Source organism: Micromonospora luteifusca (genome assembly GCF_016907275.1).
Taxonomy (GTDB): Bacteria; Actinomycetota; Actinomycetes; order Mycobacteriales; family Micromonosporaceae; genus Micromonospora; species Micromonospora luteifusca.
In genome coordinates, this window is record NZ_JAFBBP010000001.1 from 1,448,269 (window position 1) to 1,461,862 (window position 13,594).

The window sequence follows — 13,594 nt, forward strand, 5'->3', positions numbered from 1 at the left end:
TTTGAGGGCGAGATCCACTCCAGGTCAGCGATATCGGGGTATCCCGACCAGCCGGACACCCCGACATCGCCGATCAGGTGTCGATCACAGCCCGCTGTGCCCTCAGGAACGGGCGAGCCGCCGCAGCAGCGAGTCGGCGCCCAGCGGGTACGCCCCGTGCCGGCGTACCCCGTCGGCGACCTCACGGTCGGACGACACCACCACCACCGGGCGACCCGACGGCTCGGCGCGGACCAGCCGCCGGATCAGCTCGTCAGCGGTCTCGCCCTTGCGGGAGAAGAGCACCCGGACGCCGCGCGGCGCGGGTGGCAGCCCGTGCATCCGCTCGGCGCCGTCGAACACGACGGTGACCTCGTCGCCGGTCTGCGCGGCGATCCCACCCAGCCCGGTGATCAGGCGTTTACGCTGCTGCTCCAGGGACATGTCGCCGAAGCCGCGCTTGGTGACGTTGTAGCCGTCCACCACCAGGTGCGCCCTAGGCAGGGCGAGCAGTTGGTCCAGTCGGGCCGGGTCGTCGGTGTCGCGGGCACGTGCGGCCGGGCTGGCCGGGGCGGTGCCCGGCTGCTCGGCGAACGCGTCGGCGACGAAATCGGCGGGGAGTTTGTCGACCGGGTCGAGCGCCAGCTCCCGGCGCAGCCCGACAGCGGCCTGGCCGATGGTCTCCAGCAGCAGCCAGAGCCGGGCGTCGTCGACCGAGCGGGCCTCCTTGGCGCTGGCCCGGGCCACGCCGGCGGCGGACTCGGCCTCGGCCAGCCGGGCGCGGGCACGGCGTAGTTCGGCGTCCACGTCGGCGCTGGCACGCGCGGCCCGGCCGCGCTCGGTGGCCAGCAGCTCGGTCGCCTTGCGCTCGCGGGCCTGTGTCTCCCGCAGGGTGCGGGTGACCTGCCGGAACTCCTCGCGGAGCTGACCCAACTCCTCGCGGACGCGGGCCAGCTCGTCACGCAGCTTCTCGGCCTCGACCCGGGCCACGGCGCGATCGTGCTCGGCGCGGGTGGCCCGCTGCTCAGCTTCCCGGACCAGCTCGGCGACGACCGCGCTGTCCGCCTCGGCACGCACGGCGGCGCCGCTGGCGTCGATCAGCTCCCGCCAGCCGCGCGGCCGGGCCAGGTAGGCCAACGCGGCGACCTCGACCGGGTCGGCGGCGGCGGGCGCGGTGCCCTCGACGACGGCAGCGCCGAGGTCACCGGCGTCGGTCAGGATCCGGGCGGTGACCCGCTGCCGGAACAGCGGGTCGGCGGTGAGCTGGGCGGCGATGGCGGGAGCACCGAGCCGGGCCCGCCGGTTGGGGGCGAACTTGGCCACTCGGCGCAACGGCACCGGCACCTCGTCGGCGGGCAGGGTGGGCAGCACCGCGGCGGTCAGCGTCACGATCCGCTGCCGGACCGGCTCGGGCAGCGTCGGCTCCGGCTCGGGCAGCGTCGGCTCCGGCTCGGGCAGCGTCGGCTCCGGCAGCGTTGCCTCCGGCTCGACAGCTGGATCGTCGCCCGGTGCCGGGTCGGATGCGCCTGATGTCTCGCTGACTACGTTGTCGTCCGGGTTGCCCGCAGCACCGTCGAGCGCGACCAGGTCCTCCTGCGGGAGGTGGTCGTCATACGGCTCGGTGAGGGGCATGTGGCAAGTCTCCCACCGCGACCGGGCCCACCGCCCGGTGAGTGAGCCGATCTCTCATCCTAGCCCCATGGTGACGGATGGGACGGCTGCGACGGGAGTGTCGGACCGGCGCGCTAGCGTGCCGCCGATGGCACAGGCGGAGTACGTCCAGGAGTCACTGGCCGGTCTCGACCCGGCGGTGGGCGGGGTGGATCCGGCGCTGCCGCTCTACGCGACCACCTTCGTGGTGGTCGACCTGGAGACCACCGGCGGCGCGCCGGACGGCGGCGGCATCACCGAGATCGGCGCGGTCAAGGTGCGCGGTGGCGAGCAGTTGGGCGTGTTGGCCACCCTGGTCAACCCGGGGCAGCCGATCCCGCCGTTCATCACCGTGCTCACCGGCATCACCCAGGCGATGCTCGTGCCGGCGCCGCCGATCGAGCAGGTGCTGCCGAGTTTCCTGGAGTTCATCGCCGACGCGGTGCTGGTGGCCCACAACGCCCCGTACGACGTGGGCTTCCTCAAGGCCGCCTGCGCGAAGCACGGCTACCGCTGGCCCAACCCCCGCGTGCTCGACACGGCGGCGCTGGCCCGCCGGGTGCTGACCCGCGACGAGGTGCCCAACCGCAAGCTGGGCACCCTCGCCGCCTACTTCCGCACCGCCACCCAGCCCAACCACCGGGCGCTGGACGACGCGAAAGCCACCGTCGACGTCCTGCACGGGCTGATCGGTCGGCTCGGCGGGCACCGGGTGGACACGGTCGGCGACGCCATCGAGTTCGCCCGGGCGGTCACCCCGACGCAGCGTCGCAAACGACACCTGGCCGAAGGGCTGCCCAAGGTCCCCGGCGTCTACATCTTCCGGGCCGCCGACGACCGCCCGCTCTACGTGGGCACCTCGGTCGACATCGCCACCCGGGTGCGCAGCTACTTCACCGCCGGCGAGAAGCGTGCCCGGATCTCCGAGATGCTGGGCGCGGCCGAACGGGTCGAGGCGGTGGAGTGCGCCCACTCGTTGGAGGCGGAGGTCCGCGAGCTGCGTCTGATCGCCGCGCACGCCCCGCCGTACAACCGCCGGTCGAAATACCCGGAGCGGATGGTCTGGCTCAAGCTCACCGACGGTCCCTATCCCCGGCTCTCGATCGTCCGCGACCTCTCCCCCACCGACACCGCCTACCTCGGGCCGTTCACGTCCCGGCGGGCCGCGGAGTTGGCCGCCGCCGGTTTCCACGACGCCGTGCCGCTGCGCCAGTGCACACACCGGCTCTCGCTGCGCACCGTCACGCCGGCCTGCGCGCTGGCCGAGCTGGGTCGCTGCCCGGCACCCTGCGAGCACAAGATCACCCCCGAGGAGTACGACGACAGGGCGGTCGCCCCCTTCCGCACGGCCACGGCCAGCGACCCACAGCCGGTGGTGGACGCGCTGCTCGCCCGGATCGAGGTGCTCTCGGTCGACCAGCGCTACGAGGAGGCCGCGGTGATGCGGTCCCGGCTGGCCGCGGTGCTGCGGGCCACCGTGCGGATGCAGCGGCTGGCCGCGCTGACCGGCATCGTCGAGCTGGCCGCGGCACGGCCGGCCGCCCGGGGTGGCTGGGAGTTGGCGCTGGTGCGGCACGGTCGGCTGGCCGGCGCCGGCGTGTCCCCGCCGGGCGTTCACCCGCGGCCCACGCTGACCGCCATCCGGGCCACTGCCGAGACGGTGTCTGGCGGGCACGGCCCGGTGCCGGCGGCCACCGCCGAGGAGTCCGAGCGAATCCTGTCCTGGTTGGAACGACCGGAGACCCGACTGGTCGAGATGTCCTCCGGTTGGTCCTCCCCGGTGGGTGGCGCGGGGCGGTTCCGTGACCTGCTGGCGAAGGCCGAGAGCGGCGCGTCCCACCAACTCTCGACCGAACGCTCATGACCAACTGACCGATCGGACTACGTCGACTCGCTTAGGCTGTTAGAGAAGTGCAGTCCTGCCCGATTAGTGGGCCTGCTCCCCGCCGCCGGTCTTCGGCGATGCGGAGCCGGGGTGAGGAGGTGTCCCTCGTGGACGTCGACGCCGGACACGGCGCCGCCCTGGGGGGCGCCCTTCCGACACAGCCAGGTGAGCTGCCGCTCGCGCGCCGGCTGCGGTCCTTGCTCAGCTGGCCGACCACCGACTCCGACCCGGTCACCCAACTGGTTCGCACCCACCGGGGCATCCACGCCGGCACCGACCCCGCGGTGCTGCGACGTGCGTACACGATCGCGGAGAACATGCACCGCGGGCAGTTCCGCAAGAGCGGGGAGCCGTACATCACCCACCCCCTCGCGGTGGCGCAGATCTGCGCGGAGCTGGGGATGGACACCACCACCCTGGTCGCGGCGCTGCTGCACGACACCGTGGAGGACACCCGCTACACCCTCCAGGCGCTCTCCGAGGACTTCGGCGGCGAGGTGGCCCACCTGGTCGACGGGGTGACCAAGTTCGACAAGGCGTTCTACGGCAAGGCCGCCGAAGCGGAGACGATCCGCAAGATGATCGTGGCGGCCGCGAAGGACGTCCGGGTGCTGATCATCAAACTGGCCGACCGGCTGCACAACATGCGGACCCTCGGGGTGCGCTCCGCGTCATCGCGGGAACGGATCGCCCGCAAGACGCAGGAGGTGCTGGTCCCGCTCTGCGACCGGCTGGGCATCCAGACCCTCAAGCGTGAGCTGGACGACGTGGTGCTGCTGCACCTGCAGCCCGACGAGCACGCCCGGCTGGCCCGGCACGTGCACGACCGGCCGGGTTGGGACACGTACCTCAACTCGGTGGTCACCCGGGCCCGGGCCGCCCTGAAGCGCAGCCGGGTCGACGCCGAGGTGAGCCCGCGTCCCCGGCACCTCTACTCGATCTGGAAGGACACCATCGCCGGCGGCCACACCGCCCCGTACGACCTGCCCCGCATCGTGGTGGTGGTCGACGGCCCGGCCACCGACTGTTACGCCGCACTTGGCGCGATCCACGGCACCTGGCGACCGGTGCCCGGCCGTTTCAAGGACTTCATCGCCTCACCGAAGAACAACCTCTACCGCTCGTTGCACACCAGCATCTGCGGCCCACAGGACCGCACGGTGGAGGTGCTGATCCGCACCGAGGAGATGCACCGCTCGGCCGAGTACGGCATCGCCGCCGGCTTCCGTTTCCCCCGTTCGGCGAGCAGCAGCGCCGCAGCCCGCGCCGAGCAGTTGGACTGGCTGCGCCGGGTGCTCGACTGGGAGCCGGACGCCGCCGACCCGGCGCAGTTCCTCGAGTCACTGCGCTGCGACCTCGCCGAGGGCCAGATCCAGGTCTTCGCCGACGGACGGCAGGTCGTGCTGCCGGCCGGCGCCACGCCGGTCGACGTCGCGTACGAGTTGGGCACCGAACGGGGCGACCACTGTCTCGCCGCGCGAATCAACGGTCGACTGGCCCCGCTGAGTTCGGAGCTGGACGAGGGCGACGTGGTGGAGATCTTCACCGAGAACGAGGGCGACAACGGCTTCGAGGCCGGTGTGGCGTCGCGCGGCCCTCGCCGGGAGTGGCTGACCTTCGTCAAGTCGCCGCACGCGCAGATGCAGATCAACCGGTGGTTCGCCGAGCACACCGAGCCGGGCATCACGATCAGTGACAAGGTCCGCCTCGGTCGGGCCACCATCGGGCTCGCCCTGCGTCAGCACAACCGAGGCCTCGCCAGTGACCTGCCGCTGCTGCGCCTCTCCGAGGAGTTGGGCTATCCCGACCTGGAGACCCTGCTGGTCGCGGTCTTCGACCGGGTGATCGAGCCAGACACCGTGGTACGCCAGCTCATCGACCTGGTCGACCATCGACAGTGAGCCGGCCGGCCCCAGCTCGTCCGAAGGACATTCGTGACCACTAACCTGGGGTCATGATCCCCCGCTCCCGCGCCACCGGTCGGGCCCTGTTCTACCAGGCCTTCTATCGCCTGCCGCTGCCGGTGCGTCGGCGCCTGGTTCGGCTGGCCGTGCCCAAGTACATCGTCGGGGCGGTCACTCTGGTCCGCGACTCCGAGGCGACTGGCGCGGGTCGGTTGCTGATGCTGCGCCAGCCACCCGGCAAGGGCTGGTCACTCCCCGCCGGCCTGCTGGACCGCGGCGAGGCCCCGGTGGTCGGCGCGGCCCGCGAGCTGTTCGAGGAATCCGGCATCCGGCTCCCCCCGTCCCGGCTGCGTCCGGCGGTGCCGAACGCGATCGTGCACGCCAAGGGCTGGGTGGACACGGTCTTCGAGACGGAGGTGCCGGCGTCCACCACCGAGCTGACGGTCGACGGCGCGGAGGTCTTCGAGGCCGCGTGGCACCCCCTGGACGACCTACCGAAGCTGACCTGGCCGACCGCCCGACTGCTCGCCTACTACGACATCGGGCCGCTGGCTGGGCAGTTCCCGCCACCGGTCCCCGACGACATGCCATGACCGGCATGGTTGGCGGGCCGGCGGAGCTGTGCGCGGTGGTGCTCGCCGCCGGCGAGGGCACCAGGTTGCGCCCGCTCACCGAACGGGTGCCCAAGGCGCTCTGCCCGGTGGGCAACGTGCCACTGCTGGACCGGGCGTTGGCCCGGCTGGCGGGGCTGGGCCTGGCCGGTCCCGCCCGGGTCGCGGTGAACGCCTGCTACCTCGGCGACCAGGTGGTCGCGCACGTGGGCGACCGCGCACACCTGTCCGTCGAGCCAGGCGACCCGCTGGGCACCGCGGGCGGGGTGGCCAACCTGCGGGACTGGATCGACGGGCGGCCGGTGCTGGTGGGCAACGCCGACGCGTACCTCGCCGACCCGGCGGCGCCCCCGGGCCCGGACGTGGCCGCCCTGCTCGACGGGTGGGACGGGCACACCGTACGCCTGCTCGGCCAGCCCGCCGCGGACCCGGCGGCACCGGGCACCTTCTCCGGGCACTGCTTCACCGGCTTCTCCCTGCTGCCCTGGCGGTTCGTCCGCGATCTGCGGGTCGTCCAGTCCGACCTGGTCCACGCCGTGTGGCGCCCGGCGGAGTCGGTGGGTGCCCTGGAGGTGGTGGCCTACCCGGGCACCTTCTACGACACCGGCACCCCGGCCGACTACCTGGCGGCCAACCTGCACGCCGCGGCCGGCGGCACCCTCGTCGACCCGTCCGCCTCGGTGACCGGCCGCTGTGTGGAGTCGGTGGTCGGCGCGGGCGCCCGGGTGCACGGCGATGTGGAGCGCGCCGTGGTCTGGCCGGGCGCGACGGTGCACGAGGGCGAGCGGTTGCGCGACGCGATCCGGGCCGGCGACAACCTGACCGTGCCGGTCACCTGTCCACCACCCTCGGCCTCGACCGGGCGGAAAACATCTAGCATGGGCGACGACGCCGACGAACGGAGAAATGTCCCGTGATCACCGCTATCGTGCTGATCGACTGCGCCACCGACGCGATCCCCGAGGTTGCGGAGACCCTGGCCAACCTTTCCGGCGTCAGTGAGGTCTACTCGGTGGCCGGGCACGTCGACCTCATCGCCATCGTCCGGGTCCGCGAGTTCGACCAGATCGCCCAGGTCATCGCCGGCAGCATCTCCAAGGTGCCGGGTGTGCTCAACACCGAGTCGCACATCGCGTTCCGGGCGTACTCCCAGCACGACCTGGAGGAGGCGTTCGCGATCGGCCTTTCCAGCGCCGACTGACCCACGCACGCACGGCGGCCGGTCCACCGCGCGGGTGGACCGGCCGTCTGCTGTCGCTACGTCAGCTCTCGCTGGGAGCCGGCGTTTCGGTGGTGCCGCCACCCGGAGCCGGAGCCTCGGTGCCGGTGCCACCCGGAGCAGGCGACTCGGTGCCGCCACCCGGAGCCGGCGACTCAGTGCCGGTGCCACCCGGGCTGGGCGTACCGCTGGCGCTGGTCTGCGGAACCGGGATGCCCAGCTTGTTGGCGAGCTGCACCAGCTCGTCGTAGTGGGCCTGCAGCGTCGGCAGCGCGGTCTGCGCCAGCTGGACCACCGACTGCTCGGAGCCCTGCGAGATCTCCGTCTGGGTGGCCTGGATGGCCTGGACGTGGCCAGCCAGCTCACTGGTCACCCAGAGCCGGTCGAACTCCGCACCACTGGCGTTGTTCAGCTTGTCGATGACCGCCTGCTGATCGGCGCTCGGCTCGTTCGGCAGCTCCACCCCGAGCTGGGACGCGGTCTGCTGCACCGTCTGGTCCAGCTGGGTGTGGTCGGTCTTCAGCATCGCGCCCAGGTCCTTGACCCCCTGGTCCTGACCCTTCTGCTGGGCCAGGTCACCGGCGGTGATTTCGAACAGGTTGACCTGGTGTACCGCCTGCAGGTACTGGGTGTCCTGCGTCGACGGCTGTGCCGCGGCCTGCGCGGCCGCAGCCGGCGCGACCCCGACCAGTACCAGCGCGGCCAACAGGCCGAGGCGTTTGATACCCAACATGCTTCCCCCCCTTGAGACGTTGGACCGCACGCTTACCCGACTCACCGGGGTTATTCCTGCGATCGCCTGTCGCGCGGGGTCGACCGGTCCCGCCGTGGCAGTCCGACTCCGCCTCGGATGGGCGGTGGGTGCGAATACGACGTGGCGCCCGCCGGAATCCGGCGGGCGCCACGTAACGGTGCGTTCAGGCGGTCAGCGGCGGCTCTCGCCGCTGCCGATCTCCTCGCGCTCGGGGCGGGCCTCGACCGGCGGGTGCCCAGGCGAGACCGGCGCCTCGACCGGCTTCTCGATCGGGTAGAAGAAGCCCCGGATGGCCGGGCCGAGGGCCCCCAGCCGGTTCATCTTCTTCGGCACGACCCAGCCGACGTATTCCAGCTCGCCGTGACCGTCCGCGTGCCCGTTCGACGCGCTGAGCGGCTGGTGCACCTCGACGAACCGGCCGTCCGGCATGCGCCGGATGATGCCGGTCTCCACGCCGTGCGCGAGCACCTCCCGGTCGTGCTGCTGCAGACCCAGGCAGAGCCGGTGCGTGACGTAGTACGCGATCGGCGGGACCACCAGCAGACCGATCCGGCCGGCCCAGGTCATCGCGTTCAAGCTGATCTGGAACTTGTCGGCGATCACGTCGTTGGCGCCGGAGAGCGTCAGCACGATGTAGAAAGCGACGGCCATGGCGCCGACCGCGGTGCGGGCCGGAACATCGCGGGGCCGCTGGAGCAGGTTGTGGCTCTTGCGGTCCTTGAGGTGCCGGGCTTCCAGGAACGGGTACATCGTCGACAGGCCCACCAGGATGCCGGGCAGCACGACCGTCGGCCAGAACAGCGGCGGAATGACGTACCCGTCACCGAGCGGAATGTTGATTTCCCAGGCCGGCATGAGTCGGGTCGACCCGTCGAGGAACATGACGTACCAGTCGGGCTGGCTGGCGGCGGAGACCACCCACGCCTCGTACGGGCCGAACAGCCAGATCGGGTTGATCTGCAACAGACCGCCCATCAGCGCGATGACGCCGAAGACGACCATGAAGAAGCCGCCCTGCTTCAACGCGTACCGCGGGAACATCCGCTCGCCGACCACGTTGTTGTTGGTCCGGCCGGGGCCGGGCCACTGGGTGTGCTTCTGCTTGAAGACCAGGCCCAGGTGGACGCTGATCAGGGCGACCAGTAGAGCCGGGATGAGCAGCACGTGGGCGATGAACATCCGGCTGATGATCATCGTGCCGGGGAACTCGCCACCGAAGATCGACGAGGTGACCCAGGACCCGATCACCGGGATGGACAGCATGATCGCCGAAGCGATCCGCAGGCCGGTGCCGGACAGGCCGTCGTCCGGCAGGCCGTACCCGGTGAAGCCGGCCAGGAAGCCGACCCAGAACAGCAGCGAACCGATGATCCAGTTGGTCTCGCGCGGCTTGCGGAAGGCACCGGTGAAGAAGACCCGCAGCATGTGCACGACGATCGCGGCCATGAACAGCAGCGCAGCCCAGTGGTGCATCTGCCGCATCACCAGACCACCCCGGACGTCGAACGAGATGTCCAGGCTGGAGGCGTACGCGGCGGACATCGGCGTGCCCTGCAACGGCGCGTAGCTGCCGTCGTAGACCACCTCGGTCATCGCCGGCTCGTAGAACAGGGTCAGGAACACACCGGTCAGCAGCAGCACGACGAACGAGAACAACGCGATCTCGCCGAGCAGGAAGGACCAGTGGTCCGGGAAGACCTTGTTCAGCAGCTTGCGCAGCGGGGTGGCCACCGCGAAGCGGTCGTCCACTCCCACCGCGGCCTTGCCCGGCGTCGCCGCAAGGTCAAACTTTCGACGCTTCATGGCCGCTCCCAGAAATCAGGCCCGACGGTCTCGGTGTAGTCGGACTTCGCCACGAAGAAGCCCTCGGAGTCCACCTCGATCGGCAGCTGCGGCAACCGCCGGCTGGCGGGGCCGAAGACGGGCCGGGCGTTGTCGGTGATCAGGAACTGGGACTGGTGGCACGGGCAGAGCAGCCGGTTGGTCTGCTGCTCGAACAGGCTGGCGGGGCACCCGGCGTGGGTGCAGACCTTGGAGAACGCCGCGTAGTTGCCCCACATGTAGTCGCCGTGGCCGATCCGTTCGTTGGCCCGGCGCGACTCCTGCGCGTCGCTGTCCCGAAGGTGGATCAGCAGCGTCGGCGAGTCGGCGTGCCTGTTGCTCACGCCGTGGTCGATGCCGGGGAAAACGGTCAGCTGCCCACCGGTGCTGATGTCCGCAGGGCGGACCGGCCGGCCGTCCTCGCGGACGAGGCGGATCGGCTGACCGCCCTCGGCCGTGGCGAACCCGGTCGTGAACATCTGGTTGTTCTTGTGCGGCTGGGAGATCAGACCGCCGACCAGCGGCGCCGCGAGGACGGCGCCGACCGGTGCCAGACCGGCCAGCAGCGAGATGCCCAGCAGCGGCCGACGCTTCACACCCAGCTCGTCCGCCATGTACAGCATGGTCTCGCCGGTGATGGTGCGACCTTCGGAATCCACCTGGCCCTCGTGCCGGTCCTGGATCGAGACCTCCTTGGGCAGCAACTTCTTGCCCCAGGTGAGGATGCCGAAGCCGACGGCGAGCAGCGCGATGCCGAGGCTGGCGCCCAGCAGCGGGGTATACCACTTGTCGCCGCCACGGCCCGGCTCGTACTGCCACGGCCACCAGATGTAGACGGCCAGGAAGACGGTCGCGGCCAGGCCGGTGATCAGGAAGAGCCCGGCGACCACGCGGGTCAGACGACGCTCCGCCTTGGTGCCGGGCAGCACCTGCGGCTCGTAGTGGACGATTTCGATGTCGTCCCGCCGAGCGCCCTCACGAACGATGTCGAACCGGGTCAGCTTGGGGTCGTTCACGTCGAGCGGCTCCCGGCCCTGCGGGGCCTGGTGCTCGGTGTGGGTGCTCATGCCGTCACCTCGCTACGGGTGGTGCCGAGCGGCACCACAGCACTGATTCGAATGATCCGCTCGGTCACGACTTGCCCGCAATCCACAGGCTGGCGAAGACGAGCGCCACGATGCCGATCAGGAAGATCGCCATGCCCTCGGTGGACGGGCCGTACCGCCCGAGGTTGAACCCACCCGGGTCCTGGTCGTGCTTCAGCGTCTCCTGGATGTAGGCGATGATGTCGGCCTTCTGCTCCGGCCGAAGCTGGTTGTCGCCGAACACCGGCATGTTCTGCGGGCCGCTCAACATCGCCGCGTAGATCTGGCGGTCGGTCGCGGGGTGCAGGCTCGGGGCGAACTTGCCCGAGGAGAGCGCACCGCCGCCGCCACCGAACGCGTGGCACTGCGAGCAGTTGATCCGGAACAGCTCACCGCCGGCCGCGACGTTGCCGTCCTCGCGGAGTTCGTCGCCGTCCGGCACGACCGGGCCGCCGCCGAGCTCCTGGATGTACTGGGCGAGCTGACGGGTCTGCTCATCGGTGAAGACCGGGGGCTTGCGGTGCGCCTGGGCCTCCTGGCGGGCCAGCGGCATCCGCCCGGAGCTGACCTGGAACTCGACCGAGGCCGCGCCGACGCCGACCAGGCTCGGCCCGCGACCCTCGACACCCTGGGCGTTGCGGCCGTGACAGGTCACGCAGCTCACGTCGAACAGCGCCTTGCCCTCGGCGGCGGCGCCGGTCAGCTGCGGGTTGTCCTGCGCCTGGGCACCCGGGGCAAAGACGGTGTAGGCGCCGCCGGCGAGCATCAGCGCGGCGATCAGCCGGACCGCGGCGCCCAGCCGGCGGCGGCCCCTGCTGCGCGCGGCGGGCCGCTCGCGCAACCGCGCGAGCAGACCGCGTCGGCGGTCGTTGTCAGAAGTCATGAGCGGTGTCCTTAACCGGTTGGACCTGTCTCAGGGGACGGAGCAGCAGCGCGGAATGTGACGCGCAAGATCACTGAAGCCAGTAGATCATGGCGTACAGCCCGATCCACACGACGTCGACGAAGTGCCAGTAGTACGACACGACGATCGCCGAGGTCGCCTGCGCCGGGGTGAACCGGCCCATGGTCGTACGGACCATGAAGATGATGAAGGCGATCAGACCGCCGGTCACGTGCAGGCCGTGGAAGCCAGTGGTCAGGTAGAACACCGACCCGTACCCGTCTCCGTTGATCTTGACGCCGTCGGCGACCAGGTGGCGGTACTCGTTCAGCTGGCCGAGCACGAAGATCAGGCCCATCACGAAGGTGACGGTGAACCAGCGCCGCAGCGCGTGCACGTCACCCTTCTCCGCCGCGAAGACGCCGAGCTGGCACGTCACGGAGGACAGCACCAGGATCACGGTGAAGGTGGTCGCGTAGGGGATGTTCAGCGATTCGGTGTGCTTCTCCCATTGCTCCGGCGCAGCCGCGCGGATGGAGAAGTACATCGCGAACAACGCCGCGAAGAACATGAGTTCGCTTGAGAGCCACACGATCGTCCCGACGCTGACCATGTTCGGTCGGGTCAGAGAATGGATCCGGCTCTTGTCAATGGCTGGGGCCGCAGTCACGCCGTCATTATTGCCCCTGACCGGGGCCCGCGATCAGCGGGGTGGCAAACCTGCGCCTTCCGTGGCCCGAGCGTCGGGGTCCGGTTCGCCTGGCCTAGCCTGAAAAGCGTGCTACACGTCGATCCGATCTTCGCCGCCACCTCGGCCCCACCGCCCTTCACCATCAGCGCGGTGCTGACCGAGACCCGCCTGGACAGCTGGCTGGCCCTGGGCCTGGTGCTCGCCGCCGGCCTGTACCTGTACGGGGTATACCGGCTGCGCCTGCGTGGGGACCGCTGGCCGATCGCCCGTACCGTGTTCTTCCTCGGCCCCGGCCTGGGCGGAATCGCGCTGGTCACGGTCAGCGGGCTGCACGCCTACGACACCGCCATGCTGTCCGTGCACATGATCCAGCACATGGTGCTGTCCATGGTGGCGCCGATCTTCCTCGCGCTGGGCGCGCCGATGACCCTGGCCCTGCGGACCCTACCGGTCAGGCCACGCAAGCGCCTGCTGGCGATCGTGCACAGCCGCGTCGCCCGGGTCTACAGCTTCCCGCTGGTGGCGTTCGCCATCTTCGTGGTCAACCCGTTCGCCCTGTACTTCAGCGACCTGTACCGCTTCACCCTCGAACACGCCTGGGCGCACGAGCTGGTGCACGCGCACTTCATCATGACCGGCTGCGTGTTCTTCTGGCCGCTGCTCGGGCTCGACCCGCTGCCCGGCCGCTGGCCGTACCCGGCGCGTGCGCTGCTGATGCTGCTCTCCGTGCCGTTCCACACCGTGCTCGGCCTCACCATCATGCAGAGCACCACGCTCTTCGGCGGCGACTGGTACCCGTCGCTCAACCTGAGCTGGGCCGACCCCTGGGACGACCAGATGGTCGCCGGCGGCATCCTCTGGGCCGGTGGTGAGTTCGTCAGTGTGACCATGCTCGCGGTGCTGGTGGTCCAGTGGGTCAAACAGTCCGAGCGGGAGGCCCGCCGGGTCGACCGCGAGCTCGACCGCCAGGAGGCCCGCGAGCGCGCCGCCGACGCCACGAGCGCCTGAGCTGCCCGGACGGTACGCCCCAGCGGACCGCGCCGGGCGGGATGTCGGCTACGTCACGCCGACCGGTACGATCCACGGGCAGCTACGAGGTGGGAGCCAGTCCA

At 70.8% G+C, this 13,594-nt stretch carries 12 protein-coding genes; 6 read left to right on the forward strand and 6 right to left on the reverse strand.

Translation table 11 applies throughout. The features are described 5' to 3' along the window. Positions 1 to 102 precede the first annotated feature (102 nt). Positions 103 to 1,611, reverse strand: a complete 1,509-nt coding sequence (locus JOD64_RS06100; RefSeq protein WP_204941339.1) for an NYN domain-containing protein — start codon at positions 1,609 to 1,611, stop codon at positions 103 to 105. A 127-nt stretch (positions 1,612 to 1,738) separates the two neighbouring features. Between JOD64_RS06100 and JOD64_RS06105 the strand changes: the two genes are divergently transcribed. The 5 genes from JOD64_RS06105 (at position 1,739) to JOD64_RS06125 (ending at position 7,230) form a co-directional block, all read left to right on the forward strand. After that, positions 1,739 to 3,493 carry a DEDD exonuclease domain-containing protein gene (locus JOD64_RS06105; RefSeq protein ID WP_204941340.1) on the forward strand — a complete coding sequence of 585 codons (1,755 nt, stop codon included), beginning with the start codon at positions 1,739 to 1,741 and terminating at the stop codon, positions 3,491 to 3,493. Positions 3,494 to 3,621: 128 nt separating this feature from the next. After that, positions 3,622 to 5,415, forward strand: coding sequence for a RelA/SpoT family protein (locus tag JOD64_RS06110; protein ID WP_204945928.1), 1,794 nt, complete (start codon positions 3,622 to 3,624; stop codon positions 5,413 to 5,415). A gap of 53 nt (positions 5,416 to 5,468) precedes the next feature. Continuing rightward, positions 5,469 to 6,011, forward strand: a complete 543-nt coding sequence (locus tag JOD64_RS06115) for an NUDIX hydrolase (protein WP_204941341.1) — start codon at positions 5,469 to 5,471, stop codon at positions 6,009 to 6,011. Continuing rightward, on the forward strand, positions 6,008 to 6,946 hold the full coding sequence (locus tag JOD64_RS06120) for a nucleotidyltransferase family protein (RefSeq protein ID WP_204941342.1): 939 nt from the start codon (positions 6,008 to 6,010) through the stop codon (positions 6,944 to 6,946). The genes JOD64_RS06115 and JOD64_RS06120 overlap by 4 nt, the downstream gene beginning before the upstream one ends. After that, complete coding sequence (locus JOD64_RS06125; RefSeq protein WP_110564145.1) at positions 6,943 to 7,230, forward strand: Lrp/AsnC family transcriptional regulator; 288 nt, start codon at positions 6,943 to 6,945, stop codon at positions 7,228 to 7,230. The genes JOD64_RS06120 and JOD64_RS06125 overlap by 4 nt, the downstream gene beginning before the upstream one ends. A gap of 61 nt (positions 7,231 to 7,291) precedes the next feature. Here JOD64_RS06125 and JOD64_RS06130 read toward each other — a convergent pair whose 3' ends face one another. The 5 genes from JOD64_RS06130 to ctaE form a co-directional block, all read right to left on the reverse strand. After that, complete coding sequence (locus tag JOD64_RS06130; protein ID WP_204941343.1) at positions 7,292 to 7,981, reverse strand: DUF4142 domain-containing protein; 690 nt, start codon at positions 7,979 to 7,981, stop codon at positions 7,292 to 7,294. A gap of 192 nt (positions 7,982 to 8,173) precedes the next feature. Then, a complete protein-coding gene (gene qcrB, locus JOD64_RS06135; protein ID WP_204941344.1) occupies positions 8,174 to 9,805 on the reverse strand; it encodes a cytochrome bc1 complex cytochrome b subunit in 1,632 nt (543 codons plus the stop codon). Beyond that, positions 9,802 to 10,890 (reverse strand): cytochrome bc1 complex Rieske iron-sulfur subunit, encoded by a 1,089-nt coding sequence (gene qcrA, locus JOD64_RS06140; protein WP_204941345.1) that lies wholly within the window; start codon positions 10,888 to 10,890, stop codon positions 9,802 to 9,804. The genes qcrB and qcrA overlap by 4 nt, the downstream gene beginning before the upstream one ends. A gap of 64 nt (positions 10,891 to 10,954) precedes the next feature. Continuing rightward, on the reverse strand, positions 10,955 to 11,791 hold the full coding sequence (qcrC, locus tag JOD64_RS06145) for a cytochrome bc1 complex diheme cytochrome c subunit (protein ID WP_204941346.1): 837 nt from the start codon (positions 11,789 to 11,791) through the stop codon (positions 10,955 to 10,957). Positions 11,792 to 11,861: 70 nt separating this feature from the next. After that, on the reverse strand, positions 11,862 to 12,461 hold the full coding sequence (gene ctaE / locus JOD64_RS06150; protein WP_204941347.1) for an aa3-type cytochrome oxidase subunit III: 600 nt from the start codon (positions 12,459 to 12,461) through the stop codon (positions 11,862 to 11,864). A gap of 108 nt (positions 12,462 to 12,569) precedes the next feature. Between ctaE and JOD64_RS06155 the strand changes: the two genes are divergently transcribed. Next, entirely contained in the window at positions 12,570 to 13,490 is a 921-nt protein-coding gene (locus JOD64_RS06155; protein ID WP_372434085.1) for a cytochrome c oxidase assembly protein, read from the forward strand. Positions 13,491 to 13,594: the final 104 nt, after the last annotated feature.